The following is an 18,271-nucleotide window of genomic DNA, read 5'->3' as shown; positions in this document are numbered from 1 at the left end:
TGGAAATTGCTACCGTACTCACCATCAATAATTGGCGGTCAGTAAGCAGTAATAATGAAAAAGGGTGTTCCAGGCGTTAGCGATTATCGGGGCCCGGCAGGTGGGTGGGGCGCGGTAAAAGCCGTCGCTGCGTCGGTGTTTTCGCAAAAGGCTGTTGTACGCGACATTATCGCGATGTTCAAAATGAATCAGGTGAAAGGGTTCGATTGTCCGGGATGTGCGTGGCCGGATCCGGGTCATCGTGCGCCAATGGAGCTTTGTGAAAACGGCGTAAAGGCCGTCTCCTGGGAAACAACCCGCAAGAAAGCTTCTCCGGTGTTCTTCAGCCATCACCCGGTGTCGACATTATGGCAATACAGTGATTATGAACTGGAGAATATTGGGCGCCTGACGCACCCGATGAAGTACGATGCAGGCTCGGATACCTGGCAGGCCGTGGAATGGGCCACTGCGTTTCAGGAAATCGGCGAGCGCCTGCGCAGCTATGATTCCGCTGAGCAGGTCGAGTTTTATACCTCAGGCAGAACGTCCAACGAGGCTGCGTTCCTGTACCAACTTTTTGCCCGCGAATACGGCAGTAGCAACTTTCCGGATTGCTCAAACATGTGCCACGGTCCAACCAGCGCCGGACTGACACCGGCAATAGGATTAGGAAAAGGCACCGTTGATCTCGATGATTTTGACCATTGCGATCTGGTGATTTGCATCGGACATAACCCTGGCACGAACCATCCGCGCATGCTCACCACGCTGCGCGATGTTGCCAGACGCGGGGCTAAAATTATCTCCATCAATCCGCTGACCGAAAGAGGGCTTGAGCGCTTTAGCTTCCCGCAGAGTCCGAAAGAGATGTTCACCGGCCAGGCAACGGAACTCAGCAGCGACTACTACCAGGTCAAAATGGGCGGTGATGCCTCGCTGCTTAAAGGCATCATGAAGGCGCTGATCGAGATGGATGAAGCGCGGATTTTGTTGAACAGACAACCTTGTCTCGATCATGCCTTTATCGATGAGCATACCGAAGGCTATTCGGCGCTGTATGACGATTTACGCCAGTGTAGCTGGGCGGCGCTGGAATTGGACTCCGGCCTGACGCGCAGCCAGATGGAAGACCTGGCGCACAGTTACAGCAAGTCCCGCGCTACTATCATCTGCTACGGCCTGGGGATCACCCAGCATAAAAACGGTACTGAGAACGTTCAGCAATTGATCAATCTGCTGTTGCTGAAAGGCAATATGGGCAAACAGGGCGCAGGGATTTGCCCGCTGCGCGGCCACTCGAACGTGCAGGGTGACCGTTCCGTGGGGATTAACGAGGCAGCATCAGAAGACTTCCTGCAACGCCTTGAGACGCATTTTTCTATCCGTGTTTCGCGCAAACACGGTCGATCCAGCGTGGAGAGTATTCGGGCAATCGAACGGGGAGACGCGAAAGCGCTTATCTGTATGGGCGGAAATCTGGCGGTGGCGATGCCGCAGCCACAGCGTACCTTCGCCGCGATGAAAAAGCTGAATATGCAGGTCCATATCGCAACCAGGCTCAATCGATCGCATTTGCTGTTGGCTAAACATAACTATCTGCTACCCGCATTGGGCAGAACGGAACGCGATCTGCAAGCGACAGGCATTCAGTCGGTGACCGTCGAGGATTCAATGTCGATGGTGCACGCCTCCTGTGGTGGGCTGAAACCCGCTTCGCAATGGTTAAAGTCTGAACCGGCAATTGTGGCGGCAATGGCCCGCGCCACGCTGTCTCACTCGCCGGTGAACTGGGAGACGTTAGCCGGGAACTACGCGCTGATCCGCGATGCCATTGAAGCTGTGATTCCGGCGTTCCACGATTACAATGCGCGTATTGCTGTACCTGGCGGATTTCGTATGGATACACCAGCCTCACGCCGTGAATGGCATACGGAGAATGGTAAAGCCAACTTTTTCGTCAGCCGCCAACGGGCCGTGGTGCGGGAAAACCAACCTGCTGACGCGCTGGTTCTGGCTACGTTGCGCAGCCACGATCAATACAACACCACTATCTATGGCATGAACGATCGCTATCGAGGTATTACCGGTCGGCGCGATGTCGTGTTTTTGAGTGACACTGAAGCAGCGGCTCGCGGGCTGAGTCAGGGGGATGTTGTCAACGTTCATGCGCTGGACGATAACGGGCTGCCCTGTGCCGATCGCGTGATGTACAGGTTAACGGTGGTGATTTACAACATGGCTGCGGGCTCTATTGGTGCTTATCTGCCGGAAGCGAATGTGTTGTTGTCTCTGGATGCGGTAGACACTGAGAGCTTAACGCCGGCGTATAAAAGCGTACCGGTAACGTTGAAGAAAGCGTAGTTCCTGCTGCGAATTTTTCGCCTCTGAGCGCCAGCCGCTGCGTTGAGGTGTATGATAGGTCGACCTCTGTCCGGTTAGTGTCGCAGAGCAGGCAATCAGAGCGAAAAATTCACGCCAACCTGCTCAGGCTGTATTGTTTTGAGGTAAGGTGCATGAGCAAAGGAACGACCACTCAGGATGCCCCATTCGGGACATTATTGGGCTACGCCCCAGGCGGCGTAGCAATCTACTCTTCAGATTACAGCTCCCTCGACCCACGGGACTACGACGATGATGCTGCTTTTCGTAGCTATATCGACGACGAATATATGGGCCACAAATGGCAGTGCGTAGAATTTGCACGCCGTTTTCTCTTCCTCAACTATGGCGTAGTTTTCACGGATGTGGGTATGGCCTGGGAGATCTTCTCCTTGCGCTTCCTGCGTGAAGTGGTGAACGACAATATCCTGCCATTGCAAGCGTTTCCGAATGGTTCTCCCCGCGCACCAGAAGCCGGTGCATTGTTAATCTGGCAAAAGGGCGGTGAGTTCAACGATACCGGCCATGTGGCGATCATCACTCAATTGCTGGAAAACAAAATCCGTATTGCCGAGCAGAACGTGATCCATACGCCGCTGCCGCCAGGGCAGCAGTGGACACGCGAGCTGGAAATGGTGGTGGAAAATGGCGGCTACACGCTGCGTGACACCTTTGATGACACCACCATCCTTGGCTGGATGATCCAGACTGACGACACTCGTCACAGCCTGCCGCAGCCGGAGATCGCCAATGATTCCCTGAAAATTGGCAGCGCACGTCTGGAAGATAACGGGCAGTTTGACGGTAAGTGGCTCGATGAGCAGGATCCGCTGCAAAAAGCTTACGTGCTGGCGAACGGTCATGTGATCAATCAGGATCCGCATCAGTACTTCACGATTACCGAAAGTGCAGAGCAGGAGCTGATTAAGGCGACCAACGAACTGCATCTGATGTATCTGCACGCTACTGACAAGGTGCTGAAAGACGATAATCTGCTGGCTCTGTTTGATATTCCGAAAATACTCTGGCCGCGTCTGCGCCTTTCCTGGCAGCGGCGTCGTCATCATATGATTACGGGTCGTATGGATTTCTGTATGGATGAACGCGGGCTGAAGGTGTACGAGTACAACGCCGATTCCGCATCGTGCCATACCGAAGCTGGTCTGATCCTTGAAAGATGGGCTGAGCGGGGTTATACCGGGCAGGGACATAACCCGGCTGAAGGACTGATTAATGAACTGGCGGGGGCATGGAAGCACAGCCGTGCGCGTCCTTTCGTTCATATCATGCAGGATAAGGATATTGAGGAGAACTACCACGCGCAGTTTATGCAGCAGGCTCTGCACCAGGCGGGTTTCGAAAGTAAGATCCTGCGTGGTCTGGACGAACTGCGTTGGGATGACGCGGGGCAACTGATTGATGGTGACGGTCGCCTGGTGAACTGCGTCTGGAAAACCTGGGCGTGGGAAACCGCGATTGAACAGGTGCGTGAGGTGAGTGAAACTGAATACGCCGCTGTGCCGATTCGTACCGGACATACCCAGCAGGAAGTGCGATTGATAGACGTGTTGCTGCGCCCGGAAGTACTGGTATTTGAACCTCTGTGGACAGTGATTCCAGGGAACAAGGCGATTCTGCCGATTCTGTGGCAGCTCTTCCCTCATCATCGCTATTTGCTTGATACGGATTTCACGGTGAATGATGAGCTGGCGAAAACGGGTTATGCGGTGAAACCAATAGCTGGGCGCTGCGGTAACAACATCGATTTGGTTAGCCACCAGGAAGAGTTGCTGGATAAAACCAGCGGTAAGTTTGCCGAGCAGAAAAATATTTATCAGCAGCTTTGGTGTCTGCCGAAGGTCGCCGGTAAATATATTCAGGTCTGTACGTTCACTGTGGGCGGTAACTACGGTGGTACCTGCCTGCGCGGCGACGAATCGTTGGTAATTAAAAAAGAGAGCGATATCGAACCGCTGATTGTGGTGAAGGGGTAATCTCGCGACCCCGTAGTGGCGACATTGCCATTGCGGGGTTGTATGTGAGAGAGCGGTTCTTGCACATCCAGAAAGCAAAAAACTAGCCCTAAGGCTGGTTTTTCTGAATAGTGGTGCCGGACTCGGAATCGATGTTTTATTTTTATGATTTATAGGTAAAATTGTTTATTCTTTGCCATAAAGCATCATGATTGTCAGACTTTCCTTTGTGATAACACCCATTCCATTTCACGATAAGGAATTACTGTTACAGCACATGTGAAAAATTATACGCAATACCATATCTTCATGGATGAAAACCTGAGTCGGTATTCTGCATAAAAAATTAACCTCTCCCGTAATCTCATGACCAATAACTGTTATGGGATATTTATCATGGAATACGTAATCAACTCAAACCACAAACCAGACTGTTCTCTTTAGTCAGTTTTATTTAACCATCAGGATCGGTTATTTGACTGTTATTAGAAATTACTTATGCTTCGGGTGGATTTCGCATACAGGAAAAACTCTGATTCATACGCGTATGGTGATATTCATCAACTGGCGGCTGAGATGACATGGCTGACTGAACAATGCGCAGAGATATCTGGTCTGGAGGGATATTCCTGGGTAAACAGTCGCAGCGTACAGAGCGGCGGATTTACAGAGTCAGCGTAGTCCCTGTTCCGGCAGTCAGTGGCAGGCGGCGTAAGCGGAGCTGACTCTATCCGGTAAAAAATCACGCCAATGCGTCATCGTTTGAAGAAGTCTGCACCATTCGAATATCTGACTTCTTCTCCCTTACCATCAACGGAGAACAAACGATGACCACACCAACTAGCCTGCTTACCGGATCACGGATCAAGGTAATATCCAGCAACCCTGACTGACAATTGCCTTCAGCACATCTGACGCCTGTCTGTTGATGCATTACTTTTTTGCCATTTCAGCGGGACGAAAAAACATATTAGCCTTGGTTACCATATGCACAAAATTAATAATGTTATTTACAAAATCTTACTAATCCCTTATTTTCTCGTTCAGTTTTCATACAAACTTTCCTTAAGGATAAGCAATGGGCAGGAAGCCAGTACGCGGATTTTCCGTCGTCACGCGCCTCTTCTGTATCTCCATTCTGGCGGTAGCGTGCGTGCGTGCCACAGCGGCACCGCTCTCTCCGGCTGACCGCGATACCATTCAACAGCAGCAACAACAGTTGCTTGAGCAGAACCAGCGTCAGCGCGATGAACTGGAGCGCAGCACACCGCTACCCCGCTCATCTGCGCCTGTCGTGCCGCCGACCACAGAAGGCCCGTGCTTTACCATCTCCCGTATTGAAGTGCGCGGTGCCACCCTGCTCTCTCCACGCGACGCCGACACAATTACCGCACCCTGGCTAAATCAGTGCCTGGATATGACCCGGCTGACGCAGGTCACTAACGCCGTCTCCGACTGGTATATCAGCCAGGGATACATCACCAGTCGCGCTTTCCTGACCGAACAGGACCTCTCCTCCGGCGCGCTGACCCTCACGGTGCTGGAAGGCCGGTTACAGCAAATCCGTCTGGAAGGTGTACCGCAGCGGACGCTCGCCATGACGTTTCCCGGGCTGGAAGGAAAAATCCTTAACCTGCGCGACATTGAACAGGGTATGGAGCAATTAAACCGCGTGCGGCAGGCTCCGGTGGAAATTGAAATTCAGCCTGGAGACAAACAGGGCTGGTCAATTGCCAATCTCACTGCCGCCCCGGAATTTCCGCTTATCGGTTCGGTAAGTTTCGACAACAGCGGGCAGAAAAGCACAGGGACCGGCCAGTTCAGCGGTGCCCTGACCGGCAATAACCTGCTTGGGCTGGCGGATAAATGGTTCGTCAGCGGCGGGCGCAGCAGCGATTTTTCGGCTTCACATGATGCGCAGAATTTTGCCGCGGGTGTCAGTGTGCCGTATGGCTACGGTCTGCTTGATTACAGCTACAGCTGGAGCAATTACCTCAACACCATTGATAACTATGGCTGGCCGTGGCGCTCAACCGGCGACAGCGAAACGCACCGGCTTACCGGCTCATGGATGATGTTTCGCAACGGTGATATCAAAACCGGTCTTACAACCGGGATCACCCACCGCATCAGTCGTAATTATCTGGATGACGTGCTGCTGGATTCCAGCAGTCGCAAGCTCTCCAGTGTGATGTTCGGTATAAATCACACGCAAAAAATGTTCGGCGGTGTGGCGACCCTCAACCCGTCTTTTACCCACGGCGTGCCGTGGCTGGGTGCGGAAGACGATCACGATAAACATGGCGATGTGCCGAAAGCGGAGTTCCGCAAATGGAGCCTCAACGGCAGCTTCCAGCGCCCCGTCGCGGCCGATCTCTGGTGGCTCAGCGGCGTCTATTTTCAGTGGTCACCGGACCGGCTATTCGGAGCCGAACAGCTCACTCTTGGTGGAGAAAGCTCTGTCCGCGGTTTTAAAGAACAGTATCTCTCCGGCAACAATGGCGGTTATCTGCGTAATGAGCTGAATTACTCGCTGTTTACCCTGCCGTGGATGGGGCAAATCAGCGTGATGGCGGCGCTGGATGGCGGCTGGCTGAAACACGATGACCAGGAGTACGCCAGCGGCACGCTGTGGGGCGCGGCAGTCGGGCTGACCAGCGCCAATCACTGGTTTTCAACACAGTTTACCGTGGGAACCCCCGTGAAATACCCGGACTGGCTGGCACCGGATCATCTCATTATTTATTACCGCGTGGCGGTGGCGTTTTAAGGGACAAAAACGATGGATAACAATCAGACTCGTTTTTCTCAGCGTGTACTGAGCTGGCTGCTGAGTACCCTGCTGGCAACGCAACCGCTGCTGCCCGCGGTGGCTGAGACCATTACCCCCACCGGTAACACGACGATGGACAAGGCCGGAAACGGTGTACCGGTGGTGAATATTGCCACGCCCAACGGAGCGGGGATATCCCATAACAAATACGGTGAGTATAACGTCGGCAAAGAGGGGGTAATCCTTAACAACGCCACCGGTAAGCTGAACCAGACGCAACTGGGTGGGCTCATTCAGAGTAACCCGAACCTGAAAGCCGGGCAGGAAGCGAAAGGCATTATCAACGAAGTCACCGGCGCTAACCGTTCACAGCTTCAGGGTTATACCGAAGTGGCGGGCAAAGCGGCGAACGTGATGGTTGCCAACCCTTACGGCATTACCTGCAATGGCTGCGGTTTTATCAACACGCCTCAGGCGACACTCACCACGGGGAAACCGGTGATGAACGCCGACGGCAGTCTGCAGGCGCTGGAGGTCACGAAAGGCAGCATTACCATCAATGGCGCTGGTCTGGACGGCAGCCACTCAGATGCCGTATCCATTATTGCCCGTGCAACGGAAGTGAACGCCGCGCTGCACGCGAAAGACCTGACGGTCATCAGCGGGGCTAACCGCGTCACAGCGGACGGCCGCGTCAGCGCGCTGAACGGTGAAGGGGATGTGCCGAAAGTCGCCATTGATACCGGCGCACTCGGCGGGATGTACGCCAACCGTATCCGCCTGACCTCCACCGAAAGTGGTGTCGGGGTGAACCTCGGCAACCTCAATGCCCGCAGCGGTGATATTACGCTGAACAGCGCCGGTAAGCTGGTCCTGAAAGACAGCCTTGCCAGCGGCAACACAGCGGTCAGCGGGACGGAGGTCATACTGTCCGGGGATAACAAAGCCGGTGGCAATCTTAACGTTACCGGGACAACCGCGCTGACGCTGAATCAGTCCCGCCTGGTGACAGATAAAAATCTGGCGTTGTCCTCGTCCGGGCAGATTATCCAGAATGGCGGGGAACTGACCGCCGGACAGAATGCCACGCTCAGCGCACAGCGCCTGAACCAGACCGCAGGGGCAGTGAATGTCGCCGGAAATGTCACCCTCACCAGCACGGATGACGCCACGCTGAAAGGCCGTACCGTTGCCGGGAAAACGCTTACCGTCAGCTCCGGCAGCCTGAACAACAGCGGCACGCTCGCAGCCGGGACAGATGCTGCAGTGAATACCGGTGCGTTGATGAACAGTGGCACCGTCCAGGGTAACAGTCTGAAGATCACAGCCGCCGACCTGACCAGCACCGGCAATCTCAAAAGTGCCTCAGCGCTGAATATCAACGCCCGGGACATTACGCTGTCCGGCGAGACCGTTGCCGATGGTACTGTGACCGTGAAAGGCAACGGTCTGACAACCACCTCCACCGCGCAGACTCAGGGCAACAGCATCAGCGTGGATGTACAGAACGCACAGCTTGACGGGATACAGGCCGCGAGAGATGGCTTCACGCTGAAGGCCAGTGACGGTCTGACTCACAGCGGGAAATCGTCAGCCTCCACGCTGAACACTGAAAGCGGCCACCTCAGCAACAGCGGTACACTGACCGCCTCCGCGCTTGCGATCAACAGCACCACGGTTGTCAACAGCGGACTGATCCACGGTGAACGGACGCTCGCACTGGTCTCCCGCCTGCTGGATAACCGGGAGAATGGCGTGGCGTACAGCCCGGCCGCGATCTCCCTTTCAATAGCTGAGCTGAAAAACGCCGGGATTATCACCAGCGATGCGGCACTTTCGCTGTCAGGCTCTCAACTGACCAACAGTGGAGAAGTAAGCGGTGCTTCACTCGATGTTGATTACGGCACGCTGAATAACAGCGCAGGTGGCCTGCTGCTGGCGCAGGGGGCAAACCACATCACAGCGCAGTCACTGTCGAATGCAGGCAGCATCGCAGGTGACACGCTGATGCTGAATGCAGACCGTCTCACCAGTTCTGGCCTGTTACAGGGTGATACCACCCTGTCGCTGGCTGGCGGAATACTGGATTTACTGGCAAGCTCCCGCACACTCACGGGCGGAGATCTCACACTTTCAGGCACCACGCTGATCACCGCAGGGCAGACACAGGGGCAGAACGTCAGCGTTAATGTCCGTGACTGGCAGAACAGTGGCAGCGGGCTTGCAACCAGCAACCTTACCGCTTTGGCAGCCGGGATGCTCAGCAATACCGGCGATCTGATGAGTCAGGGCGACGTCACGCTGAATGCCGCCACAACAGACAACCGGGGCAGTTTGCTTTCGGCTGGCGACCTTTCCCTTTCAGGTCATTCTCTGGATAACAGCGGCACTCTCCAGGGGCGCCACGTCACGGTTCGTCAGGACAGTATCACCAACAGCGGAACGCTCACCGGGGTCGCCGCACTCACGCTGGCCTCACGCCTGGAGATGGCGGCACCGTTGCTGACGCTGACAAACAGCAGGGGTGGAAAGTTACTCACGACCGGTGAGCTGAACATTACCGCAGGCAGCATCAGTAACGCAGAGCAATGGCAGGGGAAACGGGTACTTATCCATGCGCAGACACTATCGAACAGCGGCGCGCTCCAGGCGGCAGAATTACTGGATGCGCAAATCAGCAACAGCCTCACCGGCACAGCCGGCAGTAAAATCACCTCAAACGGCGGGCTGGCGTTATCGGCACTGACGCTGAGTAACAGTGGACAGTGGATAGCGAAAAACCTGACGCTGAATGCGGATTCGCTGACCAACAGCGGTGAGATAACCGGCGTGGATACGCTGGCGGTCACCCTGAACCAGACGCTGAACAACCAGGCCAGCGGTAAACTGCTGAGTGCCGGTCATCTGACGCTCAACGCGAGCGATATCACGAACGGCGGGCAGCTCCAGGGCCAGACGACCTCTGTCACCACGGGGCAACTGACCAACAGCGGACGGCTTCATGGGGAAGCGTTGACGTTGGCGGTCTCCGGAGAACTGAACAACAGTTCTGGTGGTGTGTTACTGAGCCAGAATGCACTGAATGTCACCGCAGCGACGCTGAACAACCAGGGCACAATACAGGGCGGTGGCGAGTCTTCCGCGAAGGCCACCACCCGCCTGCAGAACGACGGCAAAATCCTCTCCGGTAGTAAACTTACGCTGACGGCACCGGAACTGGCGAACAACAGCAGCGGACTGGTACAGACCGTCACGCTGTTGCTGGATGTGGTGAACGCCGTCAATGGTGGACGCGTACTTGCGACCAGCAGTGCTGAACTGAAAGGCACATCGCTTAATAACAGCGGCACGCTTCAGGGCGCGGACCTGCTGATGAATTACAGGAGCACGACCAACAGCGGAACGATTCTGGGGACAACCGCTTTCACCGTTAAAGGTGATGCGCTGGCGCAGACCGGTGCCGGTCGTCTGTACAGCGCGGGCAATCTGTTGCTCGATGTGCGTGACTTCAGCGGTCGTGGCCAGGTGGTGGGGCTCGGTGATACGACGCTGAAACTGATTACTACACTCACCAACACCGGCACGCTGGCAGCAGGGAAAACCCTTTCCGTCACGTCGCAGAACGCCGTCACCAACAGTGGTGTGATGCAAGGCAATGCCATTGTCCTCAGTGCGGGCGGCGCGTTCACCAACAACAAAACGCTCACCACAGGTAACGGTAGCAGTAGCTTCAGCGCACAGAGTCTGTTGCTGAATGCGTCCGGCTCGCTCCAGGCGGGCGGCGATGTCAGTCTGACCAGCCGGGGCAATATCACTGTAAATGGCTTTACCGGGACGGCTGGCAATCTGACGATGGCTGCCGCAGGCACCCTGATTAATACCGCGCTGATTTACGCGGGGAATAACCTGAAGCTGTTTGCCGACAGAATTCACAATATTTACGGTGATATCCTGGCTGGAAACAGCCTGTGGATGCAGAAGAATGCCTCCGGTGCTGCGAATACCGAAATCATCAACCGTTCGGGCACCATAGAGACCACTCGCGGTGATATCACCATTCATACCGGGCATTTACTGAATGAGGCCGATGGTCTGACCATCAGTCAGTCTGAACGGGATTACCCGGATGCCATTCCTGCTGCAGACGAATATTACTTCGCTTATGACCTTAATGGCAGACGTTCGGATTTTGTGATTAGTCTCGCGGAATGGGCTGACAATCCGGAAAATATTGTCTGGAGCTACTGGGGGGAAACCTGCGCGGGTAACAGTCAGTCTTGCCATGACAATTATAAGCACCGTCTTCTGGGTAGCGATGTCCGTCGTTACGTTCTGAGTGAATCCGTAGTTTCAGTCTCTGCCACAGGAACCACTGCCCGAATTGCATCCGGGCGGGATATCACCATTAATGCCGGTACGCTGGATAACCGTGCCAGCCATATTCTTGCGGGTCGTAATGCCATCCTGGAGGGAGGCACCCTGAACAACCTGTCAGCTGAGGGGGGGCGGCGCACCACGTATGTGCAGGCGGAATACCGCTGTGAGTGGTTTTACTCTTCCGGCTGTGATGTCGTACCCGTCCGTTATGATGGTTATAAGAAATATGGGGTATGGTACTCGCCAACGAACGTTAATGGTAACGTATATATTCCAGGAAGGGATCGCCTTGATTACCGATGGATCCCCTACGTTCTTGGTGAGCGGACAACCGAATTTGTCGCCGATAGCGGTGTATACCGCTCGGTTATCAGTGCTGGCGGTAATGTCAGTGCGAACTTCACCAGCAATATCAGTAATACCTCCGTCACTGCAAACGCAGGGGGAGTCAGTAACACCATTACTGCGCCGGTGCTGAACACGCTCACACCGGCGACGGTCGGCGGTAGCCTGAACAGTGAATCACTGACCGGTGCCGGCAACGTGAATGTCAGCGCACCCGGCTGGCTGGACAGTATCACGGACGGACTGAAAGAAATTGCCAGTGGTTCGTCACTTTCCGGTCAGAACGGTAATAGTGGGAACTATCGCCTGCCCTTTGGTAACAATGGCTACTTCGTCCCCTCCACTGACCCCGATAGCCCGTATCTGATTACGGTGAACCCGAAGCTCGATGGCCTCGGGAATGTGGACAACAGCCTGTTTGACGGGTTGTATGGACTTCTCGGGATGAAACCCGGTCAGGCACCGCATGCGGATGCGCGCTGGAGCGATGAAAAACAGTTCCTCGGCTCATCGTATTTCCTTGATCGCCTGGGCCTGAAACCGGAGAAAGACTACCGCTTCCTCGGGGATGCAGCCTTTGATACCCGGTACGTGTCAGATGCGACGCTGAACCTGACCGGTTCACGTTATATCAACGGCCTCGGCTCTGACCTCGAACAAATGCAGTACCTGATGGACAGTGCCGCCAGCCAGCAGAAAAATCTCGGACTACAGTTCGGCGTGGCGCTGACCGCTGAGCAGGTGGCACAACTCACGGGCAGTATTCTGTGGTGGGAATCCGCGACCATCAATGGTCAGACCGTGATGGTGCCAAAGCTGTACCTTTCCCCGAAAGATATCACCCTTCATAACGGCAGCGTTATCAGCGGGAACAACGTGCAGCTTGCGGGCGGCAATATCACCAACAGCGCAGGCAGCATCACTGCACAGAACGGTCTATCGCTCGACAGTGCCAGCAGTATCGACAACCTGAATGCGGGGCTGATAAGTGCGGGCGGCAGCCTGGATCTGAGCGCAATCGGGGATATCAACAACACTGGCTCGGCCATCAGTGGTAAAACCGTTTCACTGGAAAGCGTGGCTGGCAGTATCAATAATGTGACCCGCTCACAACAGTGGAATGTGAATGCCGGACGAACCCACCTCAGTGGTACTGATACCGGCCCTGTAGCGACGATTACCGCGTCAGACTCGCTGTCACTGGATGCCAGAAAGGATATCAGCATTGCCGGAGCGGAAATCACCGCCGGTGGTTCACTCGGTATGTCTGCGGGTAATGATATTAATATTGCCGCAAACCCGTTAAGCGAAAGCGACAGCCGCCACGGGGGGCGGTATGAAGCCAGCAACAGCCGCACCACACTGCAGGGCAGTTCGGTCAGTGCGGGCGGAAACCTGCTGATGGTGGCAGACAATAACCTGAATGTAACCGCTTCTTCGGTCTCTGCAGCTGAAAGCGCTCTGCTCTCTGCGGGTAACAACCTTAACCTGAACGCGGCACGTGAAGGTGAGTCCCATCGTAACGGTGGCACTGAAAACCACGAAAGCCATGCAGTGGTCGCCACCGTCACAGCCGGAGATAACCTCACCCTTGCCGCCGGTCGGGATATCACAAGCCAGGCCGCCGGTATTGCAGCCGAAAACAACGTTGCCATCCAGGCCGGACGTGACGTGAACCTGATGGCGGAGTCGGTCAGTGCCGGCGACAGCTATACGTCGAAGAAAAAGAAAGAGATTAACGAATCCGTTCGCCAGCAGGGAACGGAAATTACGTCCGGCGGAAACACCACCATCGTGGCCGGACGCGACGTGACCGCGCAGGCGGCTGACGTGTATGCCTCCGGAAACACGGCCGTGGTGGCCGGACGGGATATCACCCTCACCACCGCCACTGAAAGCGACTATGAGTACCGGGAGAAGAAGAAAACCTCCGGTGGCATGTTCAGTAAAAAGACCACCCACACCATCCATGAGGAAAACCACACCCGTGAGAACGGCACACAGCTTTCAGGGGAAAACGTGGTACTCAGGGCGGGCAATGACCTGACGATACAGGGTTCATCCGTTGCCGCTGAACGCGATGTGGCACTGAAGGCCGGGAATAACGTGACGGTGGAAGCTGCCACCAACACCGATACGTATTACGACATGAAGAAGACGAAGAAATCCGGCATCTTCTCCAGTGGTTCGGGTCTCGGTGTGACCATCGGTTCACAGTCGTCAAAAACCACCCGACAGGGGGCGGAGACCACCCAGAGTGATGCGCGCAGCATGGTGGGCACCTCCGGCGGTAACGTCATTATCAGTGCAGGAAATCAGGTGACACTGAGCGCCGCCGACGTGATTGCCGGACGGGCGAAGGACGACACGTCCCGTGCCACCGGGCATATCGATATCACCGGCAGTGACATTGCCATTATCCCCGGACGGGACACGGTCACCGAATTGGTGAAACAGGAGACAAAATCCTCCGGCGTCACCGTCAGCGTGAAAGCGCCGTTTGAGGACACGGTACGCAATGTGCGTGACACCGTGCGCGGGAAAGACAGCAGCGGTAACAGCACCGTTGATAAGGTGAAGTCACTGGGTGCGGAAGGTGCCGCCCTTGCCCTTGATGGTCCGGGGCAGATGGTCGCTGTCTCCGCTGGCAGCAGTAAATCGTCCTCTGAATCACACTACCAGGGTGAATTTAACAGCGGAAGCCAGCTTGCAGCAGCAGGCAATATCCAGATGACCGCCACCGGCAAACAGGGCGGTAACAGCGGCAATATACTGATTGCAGGCAGTCAGGTGAATGCCGGTGAAGCGGTGATACTGGATGCGAAGCGTGATGTGAACATCACCACTTCCACGGATACCGAAACATACAGCAACAGCAGTAAATCCAGTGGCTGGAACATCAGTTCAGAAATGCCGACCGCAGGCAGTGCCACCCGGGCCACCACCGGGGGCGGCAAACACGGCAGCCAACTTCTGCCGGGCGGGATGAGCCAGTCAGCAAATCACAGCAGCGGCACGCGCACCACGGAAAACGCATCCGTCATTCAGGGTTCGGATATTTACGTCAACAGCCGGGAAGGCAGCGTGAACATCAGCGGTAGTCATCTGACGGCCACAGAAGACCTGATGCTGTCAGCGGTAAAAGGCGACATTAACGTGACCGCCGGACGTGACACGTCTCACAATGAAAACAGCGGCAGCAGTAAAACCATCGGCACGCTGGGGGGAGACGGTTACAGCGCCACGGCAGGTTACAGCCGTGAGAAACACAGCAGCCGTGATGACGCGTCCACTGAAAGCGGGCAGCGCAGCCAGTTAACGAGCACAAACGGCAACATTATTGCCCAGGGCGGAGGCGACCTGTCCCTTTCCGGTACGGATGTCAGAGCCGGTAAATCGGTTTCACTCAGCGGTGAAAACGTGCTGTTTGACGTGAGCCGCGACACCCGTGACGGGGAAGCCCACAGCAGCAGTTCACAGTACGGGGTGACCGCCTCTGCCGGTGGCTGGGCCGTTGATGCGGCGAAGGCGGCTGAAACGGCTGCCCGCAGCGCGGAAAACGGCGACGATGCCCGACTCACTGCTATTAAGGCAGGTCAGGCGGGCACCACCGCCGCACAGGGCATGATGACGGACTCGGCTGTTGTGAAGGGCAAGGTTTCTGTTACGGCGGGCTCGTCCTCGCAGGACAGTTCATACCATGCCACGAATACGCAGGGCACCACCGTCAGCGCCGGTGAGAACGTCATCATTAACGCCCGCAACGATATCATCGGTCAGGGCGTACAGATTGGCGGGAAACAGGTGGTACTGGATGCGGGGCGGGATATTCTGCTGACTGCCTCACAGAACACGCACAACAGCCAGAGTAAAAACAGTGGCAGCCAGGTCAGCGCCGGCGTGGGCGTCAGCCTCATCGGTTCACAGAACGGTATCAGTATTGAGCTGGGGGCCTCACAGCAGAAAGGTAAGGAAAACAGCCAGTCACAGAGCAACAGTAACAGCGTTATCCGTGCGCAGGAGCAGCTGACCGTAAACAGCGGACGCGACACCACGCTGAAAGGGGCAGCGCTGGCAGGCAACCATGTGGTGGTCAACACCGGGCGCGACCTGACCATCAGCAGCGTGCAGGATACGGCCTCTTACGACAGCAAGCAGTCCTCCTCCGGTGCGGGTCTGAGCCTGTGCATTCCTCCGCTGTGCTATGGCGCGTCTTCCGGCAATGTCAGCACCTCGGGTGAAAACGTCACCCAGAGTGGTAAGAGCGTCACTGACCAGAGCGGTATTTTCGCCGGAAAAGGCGGCTTTGATATCACGGTCGGAAACCATACCCAGCTTGATGGCGCAGTGATTGCCTCCACGGCGGGCAGCAACAAGAACAAGCTGGATACGGGAACGCTTGGCTGGAGCGATATTCACAACGAGAGCAAAACCACCGGTGACAGCCACACCGTCGCAATTTCGGGCAGTATGGGCGGCAGCGGGAGCGGTGAAAACCGCAACGTGGCTCCGGCCATCGGTACCGGTCATGCGGAAGAGAGCAGCAGCGGCACCACGTCGTCTGCCATCAGTAACGGCACCCTCATCATCCGCGACAAGAATAACCAGAAACAGGATATTGCTGACCTGAGCCGGGACACGGACAACGCCCACCACGGGGTGGATGTGAACGGTGATGTGCAAAAGGTGAAGGATAACCTGGCGGTACAGAGCGAAGGTGCTGCGCTGGCAACCTCTGCGCTGGATGTGTACGGCAAGTATGCAGAGCAGAAGGCGAAGGAATCCAATGCGGCACTGGAAGCCCGGCTGACTGCGGAAGGGAAAATGCAGGGTGAAACGGCACAGGAGCGGGAAGCTTTTCTGAAAACGCAGCCGGGTTACCAGAGTACCGATTACGGTCCGGGGAGTGAGTTCTGGACGAAGGGCAGCGCGGCGGCAGGACTGCTGGCCGGTGCGCTTGGCGGCAATCTGAAGGCAGGCGCGGCAGCCGGAGCGGCACCGCTGCTGGCCTCACTGGTTAAGGATGTGAAGAACGACGCGGCCCGAGCGGCGCTGCACGGTATCGTGGCAGCGGCGCTGACACAGATGAGCGGTGGCAGCGGCTCTGACGGCATGAAGGCCGGAGCCATTGGGGCCATTACTGCCTCGGCGATGACGGACCATCTGGTGAGTGCACTGTACGGTAAGGATGTCAGCCAGCTCACCGCCGATGAAAAACGTCTGGTGAGCAGCCTGGTGACGATTGCGGGCGGTCTGACCGGGGCTGCGGTGACGGACGGCGATCTGTCAATGGCCGCTCTCGCATCAAACACGGCGAAAGTGGAAGTTGAGAATAACTCGCTCGCCAATGAAGATAGTAAGTCTGGTTGGGGTCTACCAATGACACCAGGCGATAAGGTCAAAGCAGAGGCTGATAAGAATATTGCTTCGGTACTTGATGGAGCGATAAAAGATCTGGGTGAAGCCCTCGATAAAGCAACTCAGTGTTCATTCGGGCGTGCATGTTCTTCGGATGATTCAAATCAGGAATCGAAACCCAACGTTGCCGGCAACATGACGGATAACGAGAAGGCTGAATATGGTGGAGCTGCGTCAGGCTCTCCGACTCCACCAGAAGATGATCATGAAAAACAAGAAAGTAAGCCTGTTGATAAACTCAATCAAAAGCAAGAAAGTGCTATCAAGAAGATCGATAACACTATAAAAAATGCTTTAAAAGATCATGATATCACAGGAACTCTTAAGGATATGGATGGTAACCCTGTACCTAAGGAAAGCGGTGGATATTGGGATCACATGCAGGAAATGCAAAACACCCTCAGGGGCTTAAGGAATCATGCAGACACATTAAAAAATGTTAATAATCCTGAAGCTCAAGCGGCATATGGTCGCGCAACAGATGCTATCAATAAAATTGAATCAGCCTTGAAAGGACATGGGATATGATTACTTTCCGTAAGTTGATAGGAAAAATAAATTTAAAACCTGATTCTGTTCAGAAATCATCGCTTGAACAATGGTTTGAACATGTCATTGATATACCAATAGAAGAGCTGTCCGTAGAAGATCTTTGTCGTGCTATTCGTCAGGATCTCTTTATCGACCAGCTAATGCCAAGAGTATTACAAGTATTGGAGGAAGACCCATTGGCGGGAGAATATTACGATGGTGAACTCATTGCAGCTCTGGCAACAGTAAAATTAGAGGATCTAAAAGGTCATATGGATTGTTTTGAACAGGCTAAGATGATTATAAATAAAATAAACACTTCAGATATTGATAATGAAATAAGAAAAGATATATTGAAAATCAATAAAATAGGTACGTGAGAAAAAGTAGCTTGTTCTCGCAAGGTAATGGTGTGAACGTGTTCAGGCAAAAAAGGTGCGTCGGGGCAAAATATTGGCAGCACTAAAGTGCGCCTGCGAGAGAGGGTTTTAAC

General features: G+C 55.0%; 5 protein-coding genes. All 5 read left to right on the top strand.

The features are described 5' to 3' along the window. Positions 1-54 precede the first annotated feature (54 nt). The 5 genes from ACLJXE_RS09530 to ACLJXE_RS09510 all read left to right on the top strand — a co-directional run bounded on the left by ACLJXE_RS09530 (position 55) and on the right by ACLJXE_RS09510 (position 18,158). Entirely contained in the window at positions 55-2,343 is a 2,289-nt protein-coding gene (locus tag ACLJXE_RS09530; protein WP_410750734.1) for an FdhF/YdeP family oxidoreductase, read from the top strand. 152 nt (positions 2,344-2,495) lie between these two features. Further along, on the top strand, positions 2,496-4,355 hold the full coding sequence (gene gss / locus ACLJXE_RS09525) for a bifunctional glutathionylspermidine amidase/synthase (protein ID WP_410750733.1): 1,860 nt from the start codon (positions 2,496-2,498) through the stop codon (positions 4,353-4,355). A 1,057-nt stretch (positions 4,356-5,412) separates the two neighbouring features. Then, positions 5,413-7,104 carry a ShlB/FhaC/HecB family hemolysin secretion/activation protein gene (locus ACLJXE_RS09520; RefSeq protein ID WP_410750732.1) on the top strand — a complete coding sequence of 564 codons (1,692 nt, stop codon included), beginning with the start codon at positions 5,413-5,415 and terminating at the stop codon, positions 7,102-7,104. 12 nt (positions 7,105-7,116) lie between these two features. Then, positions 7,117-17,775, top strand: a complete 10,659-nt coding sequence (locus tag ACLJXE_RS09515; RefSeq protein WP_410750731.1) for a hemagglutinin repeat-containing protein — start codon at positions 7,117-7,119, stop codon at positions 17,773-17,775. Then, positions 17,772-18,158 (top strand): contact-dependent growth inhibition system immunity protein, encoded by a 387-nt coding sequence (locus ACLJXE_RS09510; protein ID WP_410750730.1) that lies wholly within the window; start codon positions 17,772-17,774, stop codon positions 18,156-18,158. Before ACLJXE_RS09515 ends, ACLJXE_RS09510 begins: the two co-directional genes overlap by 4 nt. The last annotated feature ends 113 nt before the right edge of the window (positions 18,159-18,271 follow it).

Source organism: Citrobacter sp. U14242, from assembly GCF_046555775.1.
Classification (GTDB): domain Bacteria; phylum Pseudomonadota; class Gammaproteobacteria; order Enterobacterales; family Enterobacteriaceae; genus Citrobacter.
This window is presented reverse-complemented; position numbering and strand designations above follow the sequence as displayed.

What these genes read in the sequence shown, in the direction of transcription:
- ACLJXE_RS09530 (WP_410750734.1), top strand. Translation starts at nt 55, where the DNA reads ATGAAAAAGGGTGTTCCAGGCGTTAGCGATTATCGGGGCCCGGCAGGT.
- gss (WP_410750733.1), top strand. Translation starts at nt 2,496, where the DNA reads ATGAGCAAAGGAACGACCACTCAGGATGCCCCATTCGGGACATTATTG.
- ACLJXE_RS09520 (WP_410750732.1), top strand. Translation starts at nt 5,413, where the DNA reads ATGGGCAGGAAGCCAGTACGCGGATTTTCCGTCGTCACGCGCCTCTTC.
- ACLJXE_RS09515 (WP_410750731.1), top strand. Translation starts at nt 7,117, where the DNA reads ATGGATAACAATCAGACTCGTTTTTCTCAGCGTGTACTGAGCTGGCTG.
- ACLJXE_RS09510 (WP_410750730.1), top strand. Translation starts at nt 17,772, where the DNA reads ATGATTACTTTCCGTAAGTTGATAGGAAAAATAAATTTAAAACCTGAT.